This window comes from Curtobacterium sp. VKM Ac-2861 (assembly GCF_013204965.1).
Taxonomy (GTDB): Bacteria; Actinomycetota; Actinomycetes; order Actinomycetales; family Microbacteriaceae; genus Curtobacterium.
In genome coordinates this window covers 588497-610533 of sequence record NZ_JABMLA010000002.1, presented here as the reverse complement: position 1 = coordinate 610533, position 22037 = coordinate 588497, and the positions used below count along the sequence as shown (strand labels likewise).

General features: G+C 69.6%; 18 protein-coding genes. 5 read left to right on the top strand and 13 right to left on the bottom strand.

Features of this window, described 5'->3' with window-relative positions; genetic code table 11:
- Window positions 1–20 precede the first annotated feature (20 nt).
- Window positions 21–1514, bottom strand: a complete 1494-nt coding sequence (locus tag HQQ88_RS07785; RefSeq protein WP_123292882.1) for an APC family permease — start codon at window positions 1512–1514, stop codon at window positions 21–23.
- Between the two features lie 233 nt (window positions 1515–1747).
- Here HQQ88_RS07785 and HQQ88_RS07780 point away from each other — a divergent pair, with 233 nt between their 5' ends.
- Both HQQ88_RS07780 and HQQ88_RS07775 read left to right on the top strand, forming a co-directional pair.
- Window positions 1748–3265 (top strand): APC family permease, encoded by a 1518-nt coding sequence (locus HQQ88_RS07780; protein WP_173169100.1) that lies wholly within the window; start codon window positions 1748–1750, stop codon window positions 3263–3265.
- Entirely contained in the window at window positions 3262–3912 is a 651-nt protein-coding gene (locus tag HQQ88_RS07775) for a helix-turn-helix domain-containing protein (RefSeq protein ID WP_235035995.1), read from the top strand. The genes HQQ88_RS07780 and HQQ88_RS07775 overlap by 4 nt, the downstream gene beginning before the upstream one ends.
- 13 nt (window positions 3913–3925) lie before the next feature.
- Here the strand turns inward: HQQ88_RS07775 and HQQ88_RS07770 are convergent, their stop codons facing one another.
- Window positions 3926–4768: a hypothetical protein gene (locus HQQ88_RS07770; RefSeq protein WP_216834281.1), complete on the bottom strand. Its 843-nt coding sequence runs from the start codon at window positions 4766–4768 to the stop codon at window positions 3926–3928.
- On the bottom strand, window positions 4765–5517 hold the full coding sequence (locus HQQ88_RS07765) for a helix-turn-helix transcriptional regulator (protein WP_173169099.1): 753 nt from the start codon (window positions 5515–5517) through the stop codon (window positions 4765–4767). The genes HQQ88_RS07770 and HQQ88_RS07765 overlap by 4 nt, the downstream gene beginning before the upstream one ends.
- A 108-nt stretch (window positions 5518–5625) precedes the next feature.
- Here HQQ88_RS07765 and HQQ88_RS07760 point away from each other — a divergent pair, with 108 nt between their 5' ends.
- The 3 genes from HQQ88_RS07760 (at window position 5626) to HQQ88_RS07750 (ending at window position 8444) form a co-directional block, all read left to right on the top strand.
- Complete coding sequence (locus tag HQQ88_RS07760) at window positions 5626–6312, top strand: SDR family oxidoreductase (protein ID WP_173169098.1); 687 nt, start codon at window positions 5626–5628, stop codon at window positions 6310–6312.
- A 249-nt stretch (window positions 6313–6561) separates the two neighbouring features.
- The gene (locus HQQ88_RS20125) at window positions 6562–7773 is read left to right on the top strand and encodes a sensor histidine kinase (RefSeq protein WP_131878012.1); all 1212 of its coding nucleotides are present in this window, start codon (window positions 6562–6564) and stop codon (window positions 7771–7773) included.
- The gene (locus tag HQQ88_RS07750; protein WP_173169097.1) at window positions 7770–8444 is read left to right on the top strand and encodes a response regulator transcription factor; all 675 of its coding nucleotides are present in this window, start codon (window positions 7770–7772) and stop codon (window positions 8442–8444) included. Before HQQ88_RS20125 ends, HQQ88_RS07750 begins: the two co-directional genes overlap by 4 nt.
- On the opposite strand, the gene HQQ88_RS07745 is transcribed toward HQQ88_RS07750, so the two are convergent.
- From HQQ88_RS07745 to HQQ88_RS07700, 10 genes are all read right to left on the bottom strand, one after another.
- Window positions 8441–9205 (bottom strand): triose-phosphate isomerase family protein, encoded by a 765-nt coding sequence (locus HQQ88_RS07745; RefSeq protein WP_173169096.1) that lies wholly within the window; start codon window positions 9203–9205, stop codon window positions 8441–8443. The two genes, HQQ88_RS07750 and HQQ88_RS07745, sit on opposite strands and share 4 nt — an antisense overlap.
- Complete coding sequence (locus tag HQQ88_RS07740; protein WP_173169095.1) at window positions 9202–10917, bottom strand: dihydroxyacetone kinase family protein; 1716 nt, start codon at window positions 10915–10917, stop codon at window positions 9202–9204. The genes HQQ88_RS07745 and HQQ88_RS07740 overlap by 4 nt, the downstream gene beginning before the upstream one ends.
- A complete protein-coding gene (locus tag HQQ88_RS07735; RefSeq protein WP_123339283.1) occupies window positions 10914–12305 on the bottom strand; it encodes an MFS transporter in 1392 nt (463 codons plus the stop codon). Before HQQ88_RS07735 ends, HQQ88_RS07740 begins: the two co-directional genes overlap by 4 nt.
- Before the next feature lie 163 nt (window positions 12306–12468).
- Entirely contained in the window at window positions 12469–13248 is a 780-nt protein-coding gene (locus HQQ88_RS07730) for an SDR family NAD(P)-dependent oxidoreductase (RefSeq protein ID WP_173169094.1), read from the bottom strand.
- Between the two features lie 11 nt (window positions 13249–13259).
- Window positions 13260–14213 (bottom strand): 3-hydroxyacyl-CoA dehydrogenase family protein, encoded by a 954-nt coding sequence (locus HQQ88_RS07725; RefSeq protein WP_173169093.1) that lies wholly within the window; start codon window positions 14211–14213, stop codon window positions 13260–13262.
- The gene (locus HQQ88_RS07720; RefSeq protein ID WP_173169092.1) at window positions 14210–15244 is read right to left on the bottom strand and encodes a sugar phosphate isomerase/epimerase; all 1035 of its coding nucleotides are present in this window, start codon (window positions 15242–15244) and stop codon (window positions 14210–14212) included. Before HQQ88_RS07720 ends, HQQ88_RS07725 begins: the two co-directional genes overlap by 4 nt.
- A gap of 91 nt (window positions 15245–15335) precedes the next feature.
- Entirely contained in the window at window positions 15336–16052 is a 717-nt protein-coding gene (locus tag HQQ88_RS07715; protein ID WP_173169091.1) for a GntR family transcriptional regulator, read from the bottom strand.
- A gap of 548 nt (window positions 16053–16600) precedes the next feature.
- Window positions 16601–17125, bottom strand: a complete 525-nt coding sequence (locus HQQ88_RS07710) for a hypothetical protein (RefSeq protein WP_146249658.1) — start codon at window positions 17123–17125, stop codon at window positions 16601–16603.
- Window positions 17126–17378: 253 nt separating this feature from the next.
- Window positions 17379–18983, bottom strand: coding sequence for an RHS repeat-associated core domain-containing protein (locus HQQ88_RS20120; protein ID WP_367916995.1), 1605 nt, complete (start codon window positions 18981–18983; stop codon window positions 17379–17381).
- Window positions 18984–19028: 45 nt separating this feature from the next.
- On the bottom strand, window positions 19029–21824 hold the full coding sequence (locus HQQ88_RS07700; protein ID WP_173169089.1) for an RHS repeat domain-containing protein: 2796 nt from the start codon (window positions 21822–21824) through the stop codon (window positions 19029–19031).
- Window positions 21825–22037 lie beyond the last annotated feature (213 nt).

The window sequence follows — 22037 nt, the reverse complement described above, 5'->3', positions numbered from 1 at the left end:
CGCGTGGTGCGCCCGGCGGGTCAGCTCTCGGTGGCGAGACGGTCGAGCATCAGCTCGTAGCGGCTCCGACTGCGGCGTCGCAGCACCACCGCCTGCACCACGCCGATGACGGGGACGACCACGACCAGGCCGGTGAGCACGATGCTCACGACGCCGAAGACGCTCGCGCCCGAGGCGTCGACGTCGCCGACGAGCGTCGGGAAGTTCACCCAGATCAGGACGGCAGCGGCGACGAGCCCGAGGAACCCGAGGACGGGGGCCACGATGGTGTTCCAGACCCGCCGGTCACCGGGGTTGCGGCGGAAGTACACGATGACGGCGAGGCTCGTCGCGGCCATCAGGATCGCGACGCCCAGGGTGGCGACGCCGGCGAACCAGCTGAACACCTGCAGCACCGGGTCCAGGCCGAGCACCGCGAACAGCACCATCAGCACGGCGGCGGTGACGGTCTGCACCAGGCTCGAGGTGTGCGGCGACGCGTGCTTCCGGTGCACGTCGCCGAGCCGGCCGGGCAGCAGCGACGCGTTCGCCATCGAGTGCTGGTACCGGGTGATGACGTTGTGGAACGACAGGACGCAGGCGAACATGCTCGTCAGCAGCAGCACGTTGAGCACGGCTTCCCCGGCGCTGCCGATGTACTGCGCGGCGGTGGTGAGGATGAGCGATCCGGGGTCCTTCGCGACCTCGGCGAGGATGCCGTCCGGGCCCCACGCCATCACGAGCCCCCACGACGCGAGTGTGTAGAAGACGCCGATGCCGATCACGGCCGTGTAGGTCGCACGCGGGATGGTCCGCTCCGGGTCCTTCGCCTCGTCGCGGAAGATCGCGGTGGCCTCGAACCCGATGAACGCGGCGATGGCGAACATCAGCCCGACGCCGGGCGACCCGGACATGATCTGCGTCGGCTCGAACGGTGCGAGGGACAGGCCGTCGGCCCCGCCGCGGAACACGATCGCTGCGACCAGGACGAGCACGATGCCGACCTCGCCGACGAGCATCACGCCGAGCACCTTGCTCGACAGGTCGATGTGCCGGTAGCCGAGCATCCCGACCAGGGCCACGACGACGAGCGACCAGACGTACCAGGGGATGTCCGGCCCGCCGAGGCCCGTGACGGTGACCCCGAGCAGGTACCCGATGTACCCGTGCACGCTGACCTGGATGGTCGTGTACGTCAGGAGCGCCAGCGTGGCGGCTCCCGCGCCGGCCGGACGACCGAGCCCGTGCCCGACGAACGTGAAGAACGCGCCGGGCCGCGGCACGTGCCGGGTCATCGCCGCCAGGCCCACCGAGAAGAGCAGCAGCACGACGGCCGACGCGGCGTACAGCGACGGGAACCCGACGCCGTTGCCGAGCAGCATGCCGAGCGGGGCGGCTCCGCCGACGACGGTGAGCGGGGCGGCGGCCGCGACGACCATGAACACGATCGCGGTGACGCCGAGCGAGCCGCGCATGGTCCGCTGCGGCGCGGGTGCGGCTCCGAGTGACGCGGGGTCCTTCGTGATGCTGGACATCGTGGCCTTCCGGGTGGGTGGAACGAGGTGGGTGGAACGGAGTGGGTGGGGATCGCAGGTGGTGGTGCTTGGTGTGACCACGGTCCCGTGCCGCCGTTGCGGTGCCGTTCCACCGGCGTGAAGCCCTGTCGCCGTCGAATGGGACGTGCTCGTCGGAGGCGTCTCATTTGCGTGAGACGCGGCCGAAACACCACCGAGACACGGGCGCAACGGCGCAGCCCTACGGTTGCCGCATGACCGCGCTCGACCGAGCCATCGCCGACCCGCCACGGGTGCCCGGCGTCGGCACGCGCTCCCCCGTCGACGGGTTGTCGCGGCGGAGCATCGGCCCGGTCGACGTGCTCGCGCAGTCGGTGTCCGCCGTGGCACCGTCCGCTGCCGCGACCACGATCCCGGTCCTCGTCGCGACGGTCGCCGGCCAGGGTGCCACGTGGTCGTTGCTGGCCGCGATGGCGCTGTCGTTCCTGGTCGGGCGGACGGTGAACCAGTTCGTCCGACGCGTCGCCGGCACCGGGTCGCTCTACACCTACGTCTCGCTCGGGCTCGGCCCGGTCGCCGGGGTCGTCGCGGGCGCCGCCCTGCTGCTCGGGTACGGCTTCATCGCGATGTTCTCGCTCACCGGCAGCGGCTACTACCTCGACTACCTGCTGTCCCGCTTCGTGCCGGCCGCCGGCGACGACGCCCTGGTCACGATCGTCGTGGTGCTGGTGATGGGCGCGGCCGTCTTCGCGGTGATCGCGCTCGGGGTCCGGTTGTCGACCCGGCTGACGTTGCTCGTCGAGTCGTTGTCAGTGGCGGTCATCGTGGTCCTGATCGTCGCGCTGGTCGCGCGCCTGCACCCGGCCGACGCCTCCGCCGTCGCCCTCGGGCCGACGCAGCCGGCGTCGTTCGCGGTCGGTACCGCCCTCGCCGTGACCGCGTTCGTCGGGTTCGAGAGCGCGTCGGTGCTCGGTGTGGAGGCCCGGCGCCCGTTCCAGGCGATCCCCCGCGCGATCTCGTGGACCGTCCTGGTCGCCGGCGTCCTCTACGTGGTCAGCGCTGCGGCTCAGCAGATGGGGTTCGCCGCCGTGGGCGCCGACCTCGCGTCGAGCGCCTCGCCCGTGAACGAGCTGGCGAACGCCTTCGGCATGCAGTGGATCGGGTGGGCACTCGACCTCGGGATCGCGGCGTCGTTCGCGGCGTGCGCGATCGCCTCGACCACGGCGCTCGTGCGGGTCCTGTTCGCGATGGGCCGCGAGGGGGTCCTGCCCCGGGTGCTCGGTCGGGCGTCGCCGCGCTTCCGGACCCCGTTCGTGGCCGGCGCGGTCGCGTGCGGCGTGCTCACGGTGCTGCCGGTCCTGGGCCTGGCGAGCGGGATCCCGACGTGGACGCTGATGGAGACCGAGCTCGTCGTCGCCGCCCTCGGGTACATCGCCGCGTACGCCCTGACGTGCTTCGCGGCCCCGGTGTTCCTGCGGCGCATCGGCGAGCTGACGGCGGGGGTGGCGGTGGTCGCCGTCACGACCGGGGTCCTGCTGACCGCCGTCCTGCTCACCTACCTCGTGGTCGAGGCCGCGTCGTCCCGTTGGCCGGCCGTCGCCCTCGCCGTCGGGACGGTCGCCGCGGTGGTGGTCGCGTTCCTGGTGGCCACGCGTCGGCGACCCTGGCGGCGGGGTCGGAGCCACGCCGTGTACGACGTGCCGGTCGAGGCGGACCTGCTGGGGGCCTCCCGTCCGTTCGCCGGAACCGGCCACCAGGCGGAGGTGCGGTGAGCGAACCCGGACTCCGCGCGCGGCAGCCGAAGGCGATCCAGAACGCCCTCGCGGTGCTGGAGGCCGCCGCGCACGCGGGACCGGGCGTCACCGCCCAGCAGATCTCGGAGGCCCTCGGGATGCCGCGGGCCACCACGTACCGGCTCATCACGCTGCTCGTCGAGGACGAGTACCTCGTCCGGTTGCCGGACCTGCGCGGCTTCGCCCTCGGCCACAAGGTCGCCGACCTGGCCGGGGTGTCGCCGGCACCGGCACTCGCACCGCTGCCCCGGGCCGTGCGGTCGGTGCTCGCCGACGTCCGCTCCGCCGTCCGGGCGGGCGTGCACCTGGCGCGCTACGACGCCGCCGGTGTGCGCGACATCGACGTCGACCCGGACTTCCCGCTGCTCGACGAAGCCGCGCTGCGGGCGACGCCCGGGTCGAGTGCGATGGGGCGGTTGCACGCCGAAGGGGGCCTCGGCCCGGTGCACCAGGTCGGCGCGTTCACGGCGGGGTTCGGGTGCCTGGCGCTCCCGGTCCGCGGCGAGCGCGGAGAACTCGTGGCGGGGCTGACCCTGTCGGCGCCGGCGGCCCGGGTGTCGTCGCCGGGGGACGCACTGGTGCACCTGCGCCGGGCGGTGACGCGGCTCGAGCCGCTGCTCGGGTGAGGAAGGACCTCGCTCAGGACGCAGCGCAGTCGGCGACGAACGCCATCAGCGGAGTCGCATCGTCCCGCGTGAAGAGGACGTCCAACGCCTGGTTGAACTCGAACTGGCGCACGAAGGGGATGCTCACCGCGTCGTACCCCTCCGACATGAGCAGACCCGTCATCATCAGGCGAGCCGTGCGCTTGTTGCCGTCGAAGTAGAACTGCGATCGCGTCGCCGCTGCGAAGTAGGCCAGCGCACGTTCCCGGGGGTCCTCCAGCGCTCCGACGAACGCACAGATCGATGCGAACCGCTCTTCGAGCTCGTCCTGCGGCACACCGTCGACCACGCCGCCTGACGCCAACCGGACGGCTCCACCGCCACCGACGTCGCCCTCCCCGCGGAAGGCCCCGGACTCGATGGCCTCGTGCACCGCGACGCGGCCGTGCAGGTCGTCCGAGACGACCTTCGACAGCACGAATCCCTGTGACGCGACGAGCGCATCGAGATGCGTGTAGCCGTCGACGAGCGCGAACACCTGGCGCTCGTCCTCGATGGGGTGCCCGCCGACGGTGACACCGTCCAGGAGCGTCCGGACCTCGGGCAGGGTGAAGGTGTTCCCCTCGAGCGCTGCGGCGTTCCACACGAGATCGGGGAGCACGGCGCTGAAGCGGTGGCGCGCACGCGAGGACGACGACCGTCCGATGCGACCGAGGTCGATCCGGGCTGCGTCCCACGACACCCCGGTCGCGGCGAGGGCCTCGTCCGGTGCCGTCCGGACCGATCCGGCGCGCTCCTCGGGTGGGACGGGCGTCGGCCGCGCCGGCCGCTTGACGTACGAGCCAGGGCCGAGGTCCCACGGCTGCTGCGGACTCATCGGCCGCCCCCCGCGTACTGCGCCACTGCGCTCCGGGCGGACTCCCCGAGGCCGGCGGCGTCGATGAGGCCCTGGAGTGGGTCGACGAGGTGGACCGCCTCGATCTCGGTCGCGCCGATGAACACGGACGGGTGCGCGGGCACGACGGCGACGTCCACGGCCTCACCTCGTCCGCGGCGGAACGTGTCACCGAGGAGCTGGGCGAACGCGCGGGGATCCTCGGTCCAGACGATCGTCGGCGCGACGATGCCGTCACCGATGCCGAGTGCGTCGAGCGCCGCCCAGCCGGACAGCGCCCACGGCGCGTTCGACGCGCGCCCGGCGGACACGAGGCGATCGATGTCCCACGTGTCGGCGGTGAGCAGGACGATTCCGTCCCGGTTGAGCGGACCGGCCGCAACTCCGGCCTCCGCGATCACGGCAGCAGCGTCCGCGTGCTCCGCAGTCCCGACGAACCGCTCGAGACGTGCGACCCACTCGGACGCGGGGTCGGCCCAGTCGGCCAGGCGGTCATCGCCGAGCCGTGACCGCGCCGCCACCGCTGCGAGGGGATCGCTGAGGACGGAGAGGGTGACGTCGAGGTCGAAGCCCGCCGCGATGGCGAGCTCGCGGAGGTCGTCGACCCGCGGCGACGCGCCACCGAGCATGCGGTAGACCGTCGGCCGGCTCACTCCGGAACGGGCAGCGATCCGGGTCGCACCGAAGCCAGCGGTGCCGCGGAGTTCGGGGATGACCTGGTCGATGTGCACCCCCTGATCGTATCAAGGATGAGACAGTTGCGGTGAGTCGTCTCGAATTCGAGAACACGCGCACTGCGCCCCATGACCTCGGCCCGGTGATCGGCATAGCGTGGGCGCGTGGACCTCGAACTCAAGAACCGTGTCGCACTCGTCGTCGGAGGCAAGGGGTACATCGGTGCCGCCGTCGCCGACCGCCTCCGGGTCGAGGGGGCGACCGTCGTCGTCGCGTCCCGCAGCGCCGACGACTCCGACGACAGCGTGTCGATCGACACCGCCTCGCAGGACTCCGTGGACGCGGGCATCGCCACTGTCCTCGAGCGGCACGGGCGCATCGACGTGCTCGTCGTGACCGCTGCCCCGAGCGCGAGCACCCTCGACCCGGCCCGGAAGTCCGACCCGGAGCAGGTCCTCGACGCGATCGACGGCAAGGCGCTCGGGTTCCTCCGCGTCGCGAATGCCGTGCTCCCCGCCCAGCGCGAGGCCGGGTTCGGCCGCGTGGTCGTCGTGAGCGGGCAGAACGCCTACTTCTCCGGCAACATCACGGCGTCGCTCCGGAACACGGCGGTGAGCGTCATCGCGAAGAACCTGGCCGACGACGTGGCGGGCACCGGGGTCACGGTGAACGTCGTCAACCCCGGGACCGTGACGGACACCCCGTCCGCCGAGGTCCGTCCAGGGGGCCCCGGCGACTCGACCCCGCAGCAGATCGCGAACCTCATCGCGTTCCTGTCGTCGCCGCTCAACGCGGTGTCCGGCGAGTCCGTCTCGATCGCGCACCGCCAGCGGGGATCCGTCGTCGTCTGAGCCCGAGTACCGGGTGCTCGCCCCTCGCTTCACCCGCAGGGACGAAGCGCTTCGCCCCTGCGCACGATGCCCCGGCGACTCCGGACCGCGAGTCTGGTGACATGGAGTCCTCGACGAAACACACGATCGCCACGCTGCTGCTCTGCGCCGCGATCGTCGCCACCACCGTCATCGCCCTCGCCGCCATGACCCCGGGCGCGTGACGTCGGTCCGCGCTGCCCGGCGTGGGCGGCATGCGATGATCGAGCCGTGACGGACCGGCGCACGTTCATCCGGCCGCTCGCCACCCGTTCGATCGTCGTCGACGTGGCGTGGGCGGTCCTGGCGGCGTTGGTCTTCCTGCTGCCGCTCGAGGTCGAGCTCGAGCACGCGAGCTTCTTCGCCGTGCTCGCCGCCGCCGGCGCGATCGCCCTCCGTCGGGTCTCCCCGTCGGCGGCGATGCTCATGGTGGTCGTCCTCGGGATCATCCAGGTCGGCGGCGGCGAGCGCCCGTCACTCGTCGACCTCGCCATCTTCGTCGTCATCGGCACCGCGGCGGTCGTCGGGACCCGGACCGAGGTCATCCTCTCCGGGGTGCTCGCGCTCGTCGCGGGTGTCGGCGCGACGTTCTACCTCGCCGTCACCGGCTTCCGGTACCTGGTGCTGCTCAACGGCCCCCGCGACCAGGCGTTCCTCGCGATGGCCGCACCGGTCGCCGCCCTCCTCGGGGTGTGGGCGGGCGGGGTCGCCGTCCGGGCCTTCCGGTCGCGCGACCGCGAATCCGTCCGTCGAGCCGATGCCGAGGCTGCCGCGTCGCGCGCCGAGGCCGTCGCCAGCGAAGCCGAGGCGACCGCCACCCGTGCCATCGACGTCGCGGAGTCGGAGCGCATCCGCGCGGACATCGCCCGTGACGTGCACGACGTCGTCGGCCACTCGCTCGCGGTGATCATCGCGCAGGCCGACTCGGTGCCGTTCCTGGCCGACGAGGCCCGCATCCGCGAAGTCAGTGCCACCATCGCCAGCACCGCCCGCAGCTCGCTGCTCGAGGTCCGGCAGGTCCTCGGGCACATCGACGGCTCCGGGGAGACGACCGATCCTGGCTCGCTCGAGGAGATCGTGCAGGGCATCCGCGACGCCGGAGTCGACGTCGACCGCACGGTGCGCGGTGTCCCCGTCCCGCTCCGACCGGACACCGGCACGGCAGCACGGCGCGTGCTGCAGGAGATGCTCACCAACGCGCTCCGGCACGGCGCTCCGGGGCTGCCTGTCGTGGTCCGCGAGACCTGGCGGAGCGCCGACGTCGTGCTCGAGGTCGAGAACGTCGTCGGTGACGGCACCACCGGGGGCTCCGGCCGGGGGATCGACGGCATGCACACCCGCCTCACCGCACTCGGCGGGTCGTTCGACGCCGCCGCGCTGGACGACGTGTTCGCCGCACGCGCCCGGATCCCGTTCGACGTCCAAGGGGGACCCGTCCGATGACCGAACCCATCAAGATCTTGCTCACCGACGACCAGGCGCTGTTCCGCGCCGGTCTGCGCGTGGTGCTCGACGCGCAGGACGACATGCAGGTGGTGGGCGAGGCCGCGGACGGTGCCGAGGCCCTCGCCCGCATCCAGGAACTCCGACCCGACGTGATGCTGCTCGACATGCGGATGGCGGGCATGGACGGCGTCGAGACCGTCCGGCAGCTGTTCTCCGGCGCCGTCGAGGGCCCGCTCCCCCGGGTCGTCGTGCTCACCACGTTCGGCCTCGACCCCGCCGCCGCGACCGCGATCCGGCTCGGTGCGAGCGGGTTCCTGCTCAAGGACGCCACCCCGACGTTCCTGTTCGCGGCGGTCCGGGCAGTGCACGAGGGCAGCTCCGTCATCGCCCCGAACGACCTCGCGCAGCTGTTCGGCACCGACGTCGCGAGGGCACCGGCTCCGCAGCCGCCCGAGTTCCAGGCGCTGACCGAGCGGGAGCGGGTGGTGTTCGGCTGGGCGTCCCGCGGGCTCTCGAACGCCGAGATCGCGACGAAGGAGTACGTCACCGAGTCGACCGTGAAGACGCAGATCTCGAGCATCCTCGGCAAGCTCTCGCTCCGTGACCGCGTGCAGCTCGTGGTCTACGCGCACGACCACGGGCTGGCGGGTACCCGCGACGGGTCCTAGGCTGCTGCGACCTCGTCGAGGATCGCCTCGACCGCAGCCGGGTCGTGCGCGAACCGACCGAGGAACAACCCGCCGATCCGCCCCTGCCCACGGGTGAGCAGGCCGGGCCCGGCGCTGCCCCCGTACAGGACCTTGCTCCCGCGCAGCTCGGGTCGCGTGGCGAGGTGCTGCTCGATCCCCGCGAGCACCGCCACGATGTGGTCGTCCGGCGCCGGCGCGGGCGCACCGATCGCCCACACCGGCTCGTAGGCGACGGTCATCGCCCCGGCCAGACCGTCCGCGATGGCCGTCGAGACACCACGGTCGAGCTGCGCGGTCACCTCCGCCACCGCTTCCGCTGCACCCGGATGGGAGGCCCGGGTCGTCTCCCCGACACAGAGGAGCGGACGCAGGTGGTTGCGGAAGGCCGCGTGCACCTTCGCGGTGACGGTCGCGTCGTCCTCGTGGAACAGGGAACGTCGTTCGGCGTGCCCGATCTCGACCAGGTCGACCCCGATCTCCCGCAGTTCGGCGCCGGAGACCTCGCCGGTGAACGCTCCTTCGTCGGCCCACGACAGGTCCTGCGCGGTGAGGAGCACCCCCGACCCGGCCAGCACGTCACGCACGGGCACGAGCGCCGGGAACGTCGGCGCCACGAACAGCGTGGCCGCCCCCGATCGGGTCGCTGGGTGCCGCCGCGCGATCTCCGCGACGACCCCCGACCACTCCAGGGTCCGGGCGTGCGAGAAGTACGTCTTCAGCGACACCCCGATGGTGATCACGGTGCGAGGGTCTCCACGATGAGCGCGAACGACACCGCTCCGGGATCCGGTGTGCCGACGGCCTGCTCGGCGTGGGTGCGTGCGCGGCCCATCTTCGGCACGAGCGACGCGGTGGCGTCGGCGGCCTCGCGGGCGGCGCTGACGGCGTCGGCCCAGGCGTCCGCGAGCGACGCTCCCGCGTCGATCCGGGCGCGGAGCACCTCGTCGAACGGCACGAGCGCGTCGACCATGGTCTTGTCGCCGACGGTCGCACCGAACGCGAGGACGGCCTCGGCGGCGGCGTGCACCGCGCTCTGGACCGTGGCGGCCGACGGACGCTCGTCGTCCCCGAGGACGCGACCCAGTGCCTCCAGGGCGGCTCCCCAGATCGCACCGGACGTGCCGCCGGCCTTGTCGGACCAGGCGTCTGCGGCGATCCGCAGGACGGAACCGACACCTGCGCCGGCGGTTACGGCTCCCGTGGCTGCGGCGTCTGCGGCGTGCGCGCCGCGCTGCATGCCGATGCCGTGGTCGCCGTCACCCGCGACGGCGTCGATGCGTCCGAGCTCGTCGGCGTGCTCGTCGAGGAGCGCGCGGACGGCGGCGAAGCCGGCCGCAGCCTGCTCGCCGACCGCGCGCGAGCCGTCGCTCGCCGCGCCGATGGCGACTCCTTCGGCATCCGCTTCGACGGTGGAGGGGTCGACGCGTTCCTGCGGGACGGCGCCGCCCTTGCGGTACGCGGGGGTGTCGGCGGGCGCTGCCCAGAGTTCCTCGAGTTCGTCGTCGAGCCAGAACAGGGTGAGGGAGACACCGGCCATGTCGAAGCTCGTGACGAGCTCGCCGACCTCGGGCTCAACGATGACGACCCCCGCGTCGGCCAGCCGCTGCTGCACCGAGCGGTAGACGACGAAGAGCTCCTCGTACTTGACGCTGCCCAGGCCGTTGAGGATCGGCACCACGCGCGCGCCGTTCTCTCCGTCGAGCGTCACCCCGTCGGGCAGTTCGTCGAGCAGACGGGACACCAGCAGCTCGGCCAGGCCGTCCGCGGTGGGCACGTCCGTCTCGTCGATCCCACGCTCGCCGTGGATGCCCATGCCGATGGCCATCCGCCCCTCGGGCACCGTGAACAGGGGTTCGTCGGCACCGGGCAGGGAGCAGCCGGAGAACGCGACGCCGAACGACCGCGTGCGGTCGTTGGCGCGCTCGGCGACGGCCGTGACCTCGTCGAGGCTGCGGCCCTGCTCGGCGGCGGCGCCGGCGACCTTGAAGACGCAGAGGTCGCCCGCGATGCCACGCCGTTCCTGTGCGCGGTCCGCGGGCGCACTCACCACGTCGTCGGTGACCCGGACCGTCCGGACCGGGATGCCGTCGGCCTCGAGCGTGCGGGCCGCGGCGTCGAAGTTCAGGACGTCACCGGCGTAGTTGCCGTAGCTCAGCAGCACCCCGCCGCCGTGCTCGGACGCCCGCGCGACACCGGCGACCTGCTGGGCGCTGGGACTGGCGAACAGGTTGCCCATCGCGGCACCGGCTGCCAGGCCCGGCCCGACCAGCCCGCCGAACGCGGGGTAGTGGCCCGAGCCGCCACCGATCACGACGGCGACCGTGCCGTCGGGGCTGGTGGTGGCGCGGGCGACGCCGCCGTGCACCTTCCGCACCCATCGCTCGTTCGCGGCGACGAAGCCGTCGGTCGCCTCGTCGGCGAAGTCCGCCGGGTCGTTGAACAGTCTGGTCACGCGTTCGTCTCCTTCGACGTCGTGGTGCGGACATGCGAGGTGTCGAGGAGATCATCCGCCTTCGACCCCCGGAAGAACTTCGTGCAGAAGATCATCACGGCCGCGACGAACGCCAGGACCCCGAGCGAGACGATCCCGAACGCACCGCTGTCGGTCGGCACCACCTCGTTGATCGCCGTGCGCATGATCGGGGCGACGAACCCGCCCAGGTTGCCGAGCGAGTTGATCAGGCCGATGCCCGCCGCGGCGGCTGCCCCGGTGAGGAACGCCGTCGGGTACGCCCAGGTGATCGGGCCGACGGCCAGGAAGCTCGCGACCGCCAGCGTGATGAACACGATGCCCAGGATCGGTTGCCCGTTCGCACCGGCCCACGCCGACCCGAGGATCGACAGTCCGGTCGTGATGTAGAACATGGTGCCCCAGCGACGGCGGCGACCGACGGAGTCCGCCTTCGAGCCGACCAGGTAGCAGGCGACGAGTCCGACGAGCCACGGGATCGCGGTCACGAGCCCGACCTGCCACCCGACGTCCTGCCCGAGCAGCGAGGAGACCTGCTGCGGCAGGTAGAACGTCGTGCCGTACACGGCGACCTGCAGGCAGAAGTAGATGATCGTGAAGTACCAGACCCGGCCGCTCGCCATGGCCTTCCAGATGCCGGTCGGGCCGTCCGCGCTGCGGGCGGTGTCCTCGCGCGCCATCGCCGCGGTGAGCGACTGCTTCTCGCCCGGTTCGAGCCACTTCGCCTGCTGCGGACTGTTCGTCAGGAACACCAGGGCCGCGATGCCGGCGAGCACCGCGAGGATCCCCTCGCCGAAGAACATGACCTGCCAGCCGTGGAACGGGGTCGCCTGGTCGCCGAAGCTCAGCAGTCCGCCGGACAACGGGGCGCCGATCATCTGCGAGAACGGCTGCGCCAGGTAGAAGATCGCGAACATCCGCACGCGCACCTTGTTCGGGAACCACTCCGACAGGTACATGATCACGCCCGGGAACAGCCCCGCCTCGGTCACACCGAGGATGAAGCGGAGGACGATGAACATCGTGTCGTTCGTCGTGAAGGCGAACAGCGCGGCGACGATGCCCCACGTGACCGCGATGCGGGCGAGCCAGAACCGGGCACCGAAGCGCTTGAGCAGCAGGTTCGACGGGATCTCGAAGATCGCGTAGCCGATGAAGAAGATGCCGGCGCCGAGCGCGAAGGCCGCGTCGGAGATGCCGCGGTCGACGCTCAGGGCCTCTTCGGCGAACCCGACGTTGGTGCGGTCGAGGAACGCGACGAAGTACAGGATGACGAGCATCGGCATGAGGTGCTTCGTCGCCTTGCCGATGGCGGACTTGAGGCCGGGGTCGTTCGTCGACCCGAGCGCGGGGGCAGGGGGAAGTGACACGGGTTCGCTCCTTTGCGAGCACGTTGCGGTTTCGGGGCGTCCGGCGGTCGGGCCTGGTGGCCGTTTGGCCGTTCGGCCGTCTGGCCGTCTGGCCGTTCGGCCTGTCGGACGGGAGGCACGGATCGCGTCGCGCGGACGGCGCGCGATCCGTGGCCGGTCGGCTCTAGTGCATGTACAGGCCGCCGTCGACGTTCAGCGTCTGGCCGGTGACGAACCCGGCGTCCTCGCTGATCAGGTACGCGATCGCCGCGGCGACGTCCCGCGGTGTGCCGATGCGCGGCAGCACGCCGTCCGCTGCCATCTCGGTCTTGCGCTCCTCGGTCAGGGTGCCGCCCATGATGTCGGTGTCGATCGGGCCGGGAGCGATCGCGTTGACGGTGACGCCGCGCGGGCCGAGCTCGCGGGCCAGGCCACGGGTCAGGCCGATCACGCCGGCCTTCGCCACCGTGTACGGGGTCTTGCTGAAGGTGCCGCCACCGCGCTGGGCCGAGACCGACGACAGGTTCACGATGCGGCCGTAGCCGTGCTGCACCATCGACTCCGCTGCCCGCAGGCTGGCGAAGTGCACGCCGTCGAGGTTGATCGACAGCACGCGGTGCCACTCCCCCTCGGGCAGGTCGAGGTAGGCGTGCGCGGACGAGACGCCGGCCAGGTTGACGAGGGCGACGACGGGATCGAGTTCGGCCTCGATCGTGTCGAACGCTGCCCGGACCGCGGTCTCGTCGGCGACGTTCGCGCCGACGCCGACCGCACGGACGCCGTGCCGCTCGCGGATCTCGGTGGCGACATGTTCGCTGGCCGTCTGGTCGAGGTCGATGATGCCGATGTCCCAGCCGGCCTCGGCCAGGTGGTGGGCGGTGGCACGACCGATGCCCCGCGGTGATGCCGCTCCGGTCAGGACGGCGGTGCGGGGCTGGTTCTGCGTGTTCGTGTTCGTGTTCATGCTCGTCCCCCTCAGTGGATCGGCGCCGGGCCGAGGTCGTCGAGCAGCTTCTGCATCGCGACGTAGGCCTTGTTGCGGTAGGCGACGAGTTCCGGCGTCCGGTCGGCCGGCACCTCGAGGTACCCGGCGCCGGACTTCGTGCCGAGCTCGCCCGCGTCGACGTGCTGCTGCAGCGACGGCGGGGTGGCGAAGCGCTCGGGCCAGCGGGTCTGCAGCGACTCGAAGCAGAACGCGTAGACGTCGAGACCGGCCATGTCGGCGATCGCGAACGGGCCGAAGAACGGCAGGCGGAATCCGAACGTGGTCCGCACGATGGTGTCGATGTCGTCGGGGGTGGCGATGCCCTCGTCGGCGATCTTCGTGGCCTCCTCGAACAGCGCGTACTGCAGGCGGTTCAGCACGAACCCGGTCGAGTCCTTCACCCGCGCCGACTGCTTGCCGGTCGCGGCGACGACGGTCTCGCCGACCGCGATCGCGTGCTCGTCCGTGGTCGGGTGCGGGATGAGCTCGACGCCGGGGATGAACGGCGCCGGGTTCGAGAAGTGCACGCCGAGGAACCGTTCCGGGCCGACGACCGCCTCGGCCAGCGACTCGATCAGGATCGTCGAGGTGTTCGAGCCGATGATCGCGTCGGGGCGGGCGGCTTCGCTGATGCGGCGGAGGGTCGCGTGCTTGATCTCGATCTTCTCGGGGACGGCCTCCTCGATGAAGTCGGCCTCGGCGACCGCTTCCTCGATGGAGGCGGCTGCGCTGAGGTGGGCGTCGACGCGCGCCACGGCGTCCGCGGGGAACAGGCCGTCCGCGACGAACTGCTCGGTCTCTGCGATGAGCCGGGCGCGGTTGGACGCGGCGATCTCGGCCGAGACGTCGGCGATCCGGACGGTGTGGCCGGCGAGGGCGAGGACCTGGGCGATCCCGCCGCCCATGTAGCCGGATCCGACGACGGCGATGTCGAGGGTGCTCATCGGGTTGCTCCTTCGGTGCTGGTTGCTGCAGTCGGGGTCGCCGTCGCCGTCGCCGTCGCGTCGAGCTTCGTCGTCGCGAGGACGGATCGGATGTACTGCTGGTTCGTGGCGCAGACGCCGAGGCTGTCCCCGCCGTACTGCTCGGTCATGACGATCCCGCGGAACCCGTCGGCGACGGCATCGCGCAGGACCTGGCGGTAGTTGATGAGGCCCGTCTCCATGGTGCTCGGAGCGCTCGTCGCCCAGCTGCCGTCGCCGGCCTCGTCACGCGTGTAGTTCTTCACGTGCAGGTAGTTCGTGTGCGGCATGGTCTTCGCGAAGAGCTCCCGCCAGTCCTCGATCGGCCGGTGCAGGCGGATGAGGTTCGCGACGTCCGCGTTCAGGCCGACGTTGTCGAGCCCGATGTCCTCGACCAGTCGCACGGCGCTGTCGGCGGTGCCGAGGTACGTGTCCTCGTACAGCTCAAGGGCCATCGGCAGCCCGACGCTCGCGGCGTGCTCACCGAGCTCCCGCAGGCGCTTGACCGCCGCGTTCCAGACCTCGGGGTCGTCCGGGTCCTTCGGGCCCTGCGCGGTCCAGAACCACAGCGCGCGCTTCTGGGCCTCGGTGAACGGCTGGTGCAGGCCCGTCGAGAACACCTGCATGCCCCACTCGGCCGCCGCGTCGATGGTGCGGTGGGCGTAGGCGAGGTTGTCCTCCTCGTGCCCGGGCTGGATGACGCTCTTGCGCTGCAGGTGCACCGAGGGGATCCCGATGCCGTGGGACTTCGCGACGGCGAACAGCTCGTCGCGGCGGGAGCGCTCGAGGTCCGCGGGGCGGATGTGGCTGTCGGCGAGTTCAGCGAGCGAGAACCCTGCGGCTGCGATCTGTGCGAACACGTCGTCCCAGACCTCGGCCGGGGCATCGTGGAACGCAGTGCCGTCGCGCGTGACCTGGGCGAAGCCGTGCAGACAGGCGGCGATCGGCCAGGTGTCCGACGTCCAGGTGGTGGGGTCCCAATCCTGGTCGACCCAGTCCTGCGGTGTGCTCACGGAATGCTCCTTCGCATGTCGGGGTTCGGCGGTGAACCTCTTTCCTATAGGAAAGATACTCGCACCTCGACAGAGCGCAACCCCTGCGGGATCAGCTCGCGTGCGAAGCGTCCTCGCGCGACCGGAGCCGGACGGCGTCGATGTGGTGCCGCATCGCCGCGACCGCTTCGGCCGGCCCGACCGCGAGGGCATCGACCACCGCTCGGTGCTCGTGGACGGCGCGGTCGGTGTCGTCCCCGCCGCCCTCGACGATCTGCCGCATCCGGTGCACGCGGGTCGTGATGATCTCGGACATCTCCTCGAGGAACGGGTTGCGCGTCGCGTCGAAGATCAGCTGGTGGAACTGCCAGTCGCTGCGGAAGAAGCGGGCCATCAGCTCTTCCGGGGCGTGCACAGCACCGACGGACGCGACCTCGGCGGCCACCGCAGCCTGCTCGTCGAGCGCCGTGCTGAGCCGCTCCCGCAGGGCGTCGACGTCACCGCGCGCAGCGAGCTCGACGGCGCCGCTCTCCACGATGAGCCGGGCGTCGAAGAGGGCCTCGAGCTGATCGCCGGCCAGGGGCGGGGAGACCCGGTAGCCCTTGTTCGCTTCGCGGGTGACGAGGCCGGTGCGTTCGAGCTGCACGAGGGCTTCGCGCACCGGGGTCGGGGAGACGCCGAGGGTTCGGGCGAGCCCGTCGATCGACAGTCGCACGCCGGGTTCGACGTCGTGGCCCATCAGGACCTCGAGCACCCGGTCGTAGACGCGGTCACGCAGGCCGAGCTGCGTGATGCGCTCCGTCCCGAAGCCGGGCATGGTCGTGGACATGGGTCGATCCTAGAGAATCCACGACTCGGGCTCGGTGCGGAGGCCCCGAGCCAGGCCGCGCCGTCACGAGGTGTCGCCTAATTGACGTCGCCTTCACCTTGCGCTCTGCCGCCGATGGGCTTGCTCGACCGCCCCTCCCCAGGCGCGTAACTAGTTGCGATGCCGCCGGTGATCGCGGCGGCGTGGTGCCTTTTCGAGGAGTGAGCCAGCTTCGTCGAGGGCGGTGGCACGTGAGGATTGCGCGCTTCAGAACAGGCCTTGCGCTGTGCTGATATCGAGCTGGCCATATTGCACGACGGGAAGAGCGGGATTGTTCTTAAAGCGTCGGTCGGGCCGCCCCGGACGTTGACGTACTGCCAGGTATGGCCCATCAGCTGTGTGCCTTTGGGCACATGTCCCGCAGTTCAACAAAGCGGGTCGCTGACCCCAGTACGGTCAGGTGCCGGTAAGCGGCGTCCGTGTAGCAGCGCCGACGAAGTGCGTGCTCAATCCGCTCATGATGGGGCCCTGCGTTTCGGCCGAGAAATGAGCGGTGAATCAGCTTTTCATCAGCGCTTTGTAGCATTGGCGTCATCGGGTTGATCCCGGATGCGCATCACCCAACCACGCAGAAGGAGAAGACCGATGACGACGACCATGCTGATCAAATACACGAGAGCCACGGGACTATTGTCCTCGGATGCGTAATTCGACCACCGAACACCCAAGAGCATCTGGAATAGAGGGCCCAGAGTACCAACAAGTCCGCCCGGGATCAGGATCACGAGCCATTTTTTGGGCCAGGCAAGATCACGTTGATTTATTGTCAAGATCACGCCAGTGATCGCAGCAATTGAAATGCCGCTCCAAAACCACGAGGACCCGGACATTCTCCAACCGGCATGGTTCAACCATGCGTTAATCAACGACAAGGTGCGTTCCCATGCGTCGTTCTGTACGTATCGCCCCGAAACAATGGGGAGCGGCCATCCAATGATGGCGAGGATTCCAGTGAATGCACCTATCACTCCAGCTACCCAGCGGACGAGTGGCCGGTGATCGATCTTTTCAACATCGAACGAGCTGATACTCACGCTGATCACTCATTCAACTAGCCGGGACATGTGTGAGGATTGCGGATTTCAGCCTTCCCCGTTATCTGCGTCTTCCCCACCCCGAAACGATGACCCCACAGATCACGTAAATGCCGAACAAGCCCGCGATTGCACCCCAGATTCCAATGCCCGCGTCGGCGCGATTAGGCGAAAGTAGCGCGACGACACCGAGAGCTATGGCAAATATGCCGATGATGGTGGGAAGTAGCAGGTTGCCCTTCATTCTGAACACTTAAAACACCTTCCCAGTCGTTACGTTTGACACGGCAGTACCGACCGCGTAGCAGCCAGCTGTTGCAATAACCCCGACACCGCCAGTAGCGGCTGCTATGCCGAGTTCGCAGGCGGCTCCGGCAAGAGTGCCGGTGATCAAGCCGACAGTCTCTGTCGCTGCCGCCTTACTATTCCCTGTAGCAGCGTAGTAGCCAATATTGGCGAGGTTGCCAACCAAACCGGCTTTCCCGAAAGCGTCAGTGGCTGAGTCGAAAACGTCTCGCCCACGGGGGTCAGACTTGTTGATTGGGTCAGCACCCGCGTAGGCATATCGGTTCGCGTTACTAGGACTGAGAGGCGCGTCGAGTGTGTCGCGTTCGATCCAGCTGCCGGTGGCGGCGGACTGCCAGCGGTAGCCGAATTTCGTGAGTCCGGTGTCAGTGTTGCTGGCGCGGATGCCGGCCTTGTACCCGTACGGGTTCTGCTGCCACTGCGCACTGCTGCCACCGTCGGCGTTGACCTGCTCCTTGCCGTACGCGTCGTACGTCACCTTGTAGGCAACAGCGCCCGTGTCCTTGAGGGATGCAACCGGGTTCCCGATCCCGTCGAGGACGTACATGCTCGTCGTGCCGTCCGTAGTCCGCAGATCCAGCAGCTGACCAGTGGTGGGGTCGCTGATCACCGCGGCCGTGCCCGTACCAACGAGCTCACGGCTGGCGATCACGGGGACACCATTCGAGTCGGATGTGCCATAGGTGTAGCCATACTCCGCTCCCCCGTCGGTTGCCTGGTAGAGCAGCTTGTTCATGTCCGCGCCCGCGTACTCGTACGTGGTCGTCTTGCCATCCTTCGTGGAAGACGTCATCTGCTGCGCACCGTTGTACGTGTACGTCGCACCCGGCGATGCGGTCATGTTGCCGGTCTTGTCGTACGCGTACCCGGTGGTGGTGATCTGGCCAAGCGCGTTGTAGCTCAGCTGCTGATCGCTGACCGTCGCTTCGATGGTGGCGTTGGTTGCGGTGGCGCGGGTGCGATTGCCGGCCTTGTCGTAGGTGAACGCCCAGTTGGTGGGAGTGTCCCCACCGGACTGGGTGATCTTCGTCAGTCGACCGGAGGTGTACCCGTACTTCGTCGCCTGACCAGAGCCGTCGCGGGTCCACTGCAGCTTGCTGCGGTCCTTGGACTTGTCGCTGTCGTCGCAGGTGCCGTCAGAGGGCGCCTCGAACTGGTAGCAGTACTTCGTGTTCACCTCGAGCGCGGCGTCCTTCCCGGTCCACGCCTTGATGTGGGTGATCTTGCCGGAGGCGTCGTACTCGACCTGCTGATGCCCCGTCCACGACGCCGGCTCCGCACCGGGAGTCGCGTTGCTGGGCGCGCCGAGCCACGTGTCGGTGCGGCGGCCGTGGTCGTCGGTCAGGTACACCTGCTTCGCCGTGCCCGTATTGGTCGGGTACGTCGTCGCAGTGAGCACGTTCGACGGGTCGTACTCGTGCGTCACCTGCCCCTGCGCATCGGTCACCGTGACGGTGTTCCCGGCGAGGTCGTAACCGTAGGAGACCGTTCCGCCACCGGCGGTGTTCACCGTGGAGGTGAGGCGGTTCCGCTGGTCGTACGTGTTGGTGATGGTGCCGGTGGCGGAAGTCTCGGTGAGGAGGTTGCCGTTGCCGTCTTACGACCTGGTCACCGTCGCGGTGCCGTCACTGAAGGCGATCGAGGTGGTCCGGTCGTCGTTGTCGTACCCGTAGGTCGTCGTGTTGCCTCGCCCGTCGGTCTCGGTCCGCATCCGCCCGAATCCGTCGTACGTGTACTCCTTCGCGCCGACGATGTCGGTATTGCTCGAGGGGTTGTTCGGGGCGGTGACCTTCTTGAGCTGCTTGTTCTCGTACTCGTACTTCGTCGGGTTCCCGCCGTTGCCGGGTGCGGTCGCGGTCTTGACGGTGCCGTCGGAGTTGTAGTCGAGCTCCGCCTTCGCCGCGTCCGCGGTACCTCCGGTGCTGGTGGAGGTCGGGTTGCCGACACCGCTGTACTCATACGACGTGCTGTCACCCGCGGAGTCAGTGGTTGAGGACGGCAGATACTTGTTCGCAGCCCCCGGCGCGTCATAGGTCGCAGACGACGACGATCCGGAGCTGCTCGTGCTCTTCGTCAGCGACTGGCTCTCGTTCTTGCCGTAGTCGTTCGTCGACTTGGACGTGGTGTCACCGGTACCGGTCGTCGCCGTCGTGACACCGTTGTTCGCCGGGTTGTACTCACGGCCCCGCTCCCGATCCGCCGGATCAACGGCCTTCGTCACCAGGTCGTTGCCGTCGAGCGTGTACGTGGTGCGCTTGGCATCCGCCACCGCAACCGACTGGTCGGACCGCGGGTCTGCGACCAGTGTCGTGGTGTCGTCCTTGAACGAGAACCGCGTCACAGCGGTGCCCGGGGAGCCCGCGGTGGTGTTGCGCTGCTCGACCTTGGTGATCCGGTCGGAGGAGTCGTACGTGAACGCCGTAACGCCGCCCTCGGGCGCGGTGATCGTGGTGAGGTCACCGCTGGTGTAACCGAACGTGGTCTTCTTGCCGAGCGCGTCCGTGTACGTGGTGATGTCGCCGGTGCTGTTCTTGGTCCACGACACCGAACGCGAGCTCGAGCCGGAGGTCTGCGAGAACGTCTGCACACCGCTCGCGTACGACGAGTTCGCCGTCCGCGCCCCCGTCACACCAGCGGTCGAGACGAGGCTGGTCAGCTTGTACCGGTCGGACGTCGCGAAGGTGAAGTCGATGATGTTGCCGTTGCGGTCCGTCACCTTGGTGGGCTGCCCCGCAAGGTTGAACACCGTCGTCTGGTTCGTCGTCCAGCCCTTCAGCTGGTACTGCGTGTCCTGCCCCGACGGCGTCACGCGGGTGAGGGTTTGCTGCAAACCGGCCGGGCTGATGAACGCGCCCTGCGCCCCCGACGGACGGAACTGCCACGCCGTACCGACAGCGTCGGTGTAGATGACGCCCTGTGCGTTCGCGGTGAGATCGCCGGCGCCGGCGAGGGCGAACTGCCACCGGTTCGCATCCATCGTGTTCGCGTCACCGACGGTGGTGCTGCGCGAGTTGTACGCGGCGCCGATCGTGGTGTTCTGCGTCACGCCCGGCAGGCTCATCGCCGTCGTGGTGACCAGCAGGTTGCCGGTCCCGACGTCGACGGACGCGTTGGTCTGGTCTGTGATCGGGAACGGCAGCGTCGTCGCCGACGTCCGCTGACCGGTGCGGTTCGTGTCAGACGGGCCGCCGGGAAGCGAGTTGTAGGTGCCCTGCAGGTCGACCACGTAGTTCATCGCCGCCGTGCCCATGTTCTTGATCCGGATGTTCCCGTTCGCGCCCACCGGTGTGACCACGGTGTTCGACACGATCGACGTCGTGTCGCTGCTGATCGCTGAGGAGTCCGGCTCCGCTGCCCCGTCAGCCCACATCTTCGCGTACGAGTCCGCACCGCTGTTGTTCACTGCGGTGAACGTCACCGCAGCAGCCGACAGTCCACCCTCGACCGTCGGGGCGCCAGCGCGGCCGCCAACCTGCACCGCGAACGACGCACCCGCGGCGATGCTGGCCGTTGTGCGGGTGTCAACGAGCCGGCCGGCCTGGGGTGTGAAACCGCCACCCGGGTTCGACTGGAGGAAGTAGCCCTGGATGTCGACGACGAGGTCGATCTTCCCGCCGCCCTCGGCGGTGCTGAGGCTGAACTTCCCAGCGGAGCTCAACGCGACCTGCGCGTTCATCGCCGTCGTCAGACCCGCGGTGGAGTTGTAGTTCAGTACGCCCGTGCTGCGGACCCCATCCGTCGGCGTGGGACGGACGTAGCCCGCCTTGGCCTCCCGGTTGATCACGACGATGTTCACCGCAACCGCCGCAGCGCCAGCCGGAATGCCGTTCGAGCCGGTCGCCTGGATGGTGCGCTGCGACCCAGCAGGAATCTGCCCAGCTGCGGCACCAGTACCGTCCCGGGAATCCAGCACGCGCGCCGGCGACATCGCCACGAACCCACCCGCCGAGACGCCGTTCTTCGTCGAGGTGTAGTAGCCGGTGATGTCGATGATCACCTTCGACTGCGCCGTCTGGGTCATCACCTCGATCGTGCCGTCATCGGCGACCGCGAGCAGGCCCGTGTTCGACGTGTTCCCGCCGACACCAGAGTTGTAGATCATCATCAGCGTCGCCGCGTCCGAATCGTCCGCGCGCGCCTGCAACTGCCCAGACCCCGACGGGTCAGCGATCGTGACCATCATCGTCACCGCGCCGATCCCCGACGACGGGAGTCCGGCGACGCCGGCGACCTTGACGGTGCGGAACACGCCCTTCTCGGTCGCGCCACCCAGCACACGTGCGTTGGACGGCGTCGGCACGTACTGACCGCCCGACCCCGTCACCGCCGCCTGCGCCGGTGCCGGCTGCGACACCACCACCAGCAACGAACCCAGCAGCGCGACCAATGTCACCACCGCCAGCAGAACTCCACGAACACGACCAGACAACGACGCAGCGAACACGCGAAAAGAACCCCTCAGCACGTCGCACCAGCGCACAGCTCCCATGGCTGCACTGTGCAACTTCACAGCACGTTACGGAGCATCACTCACCACCGCACCCCCACATGTGGGGGTCGAAACGACGAGCGTCGCACCGATACAAGCGGGGTGGACCAGCACCGC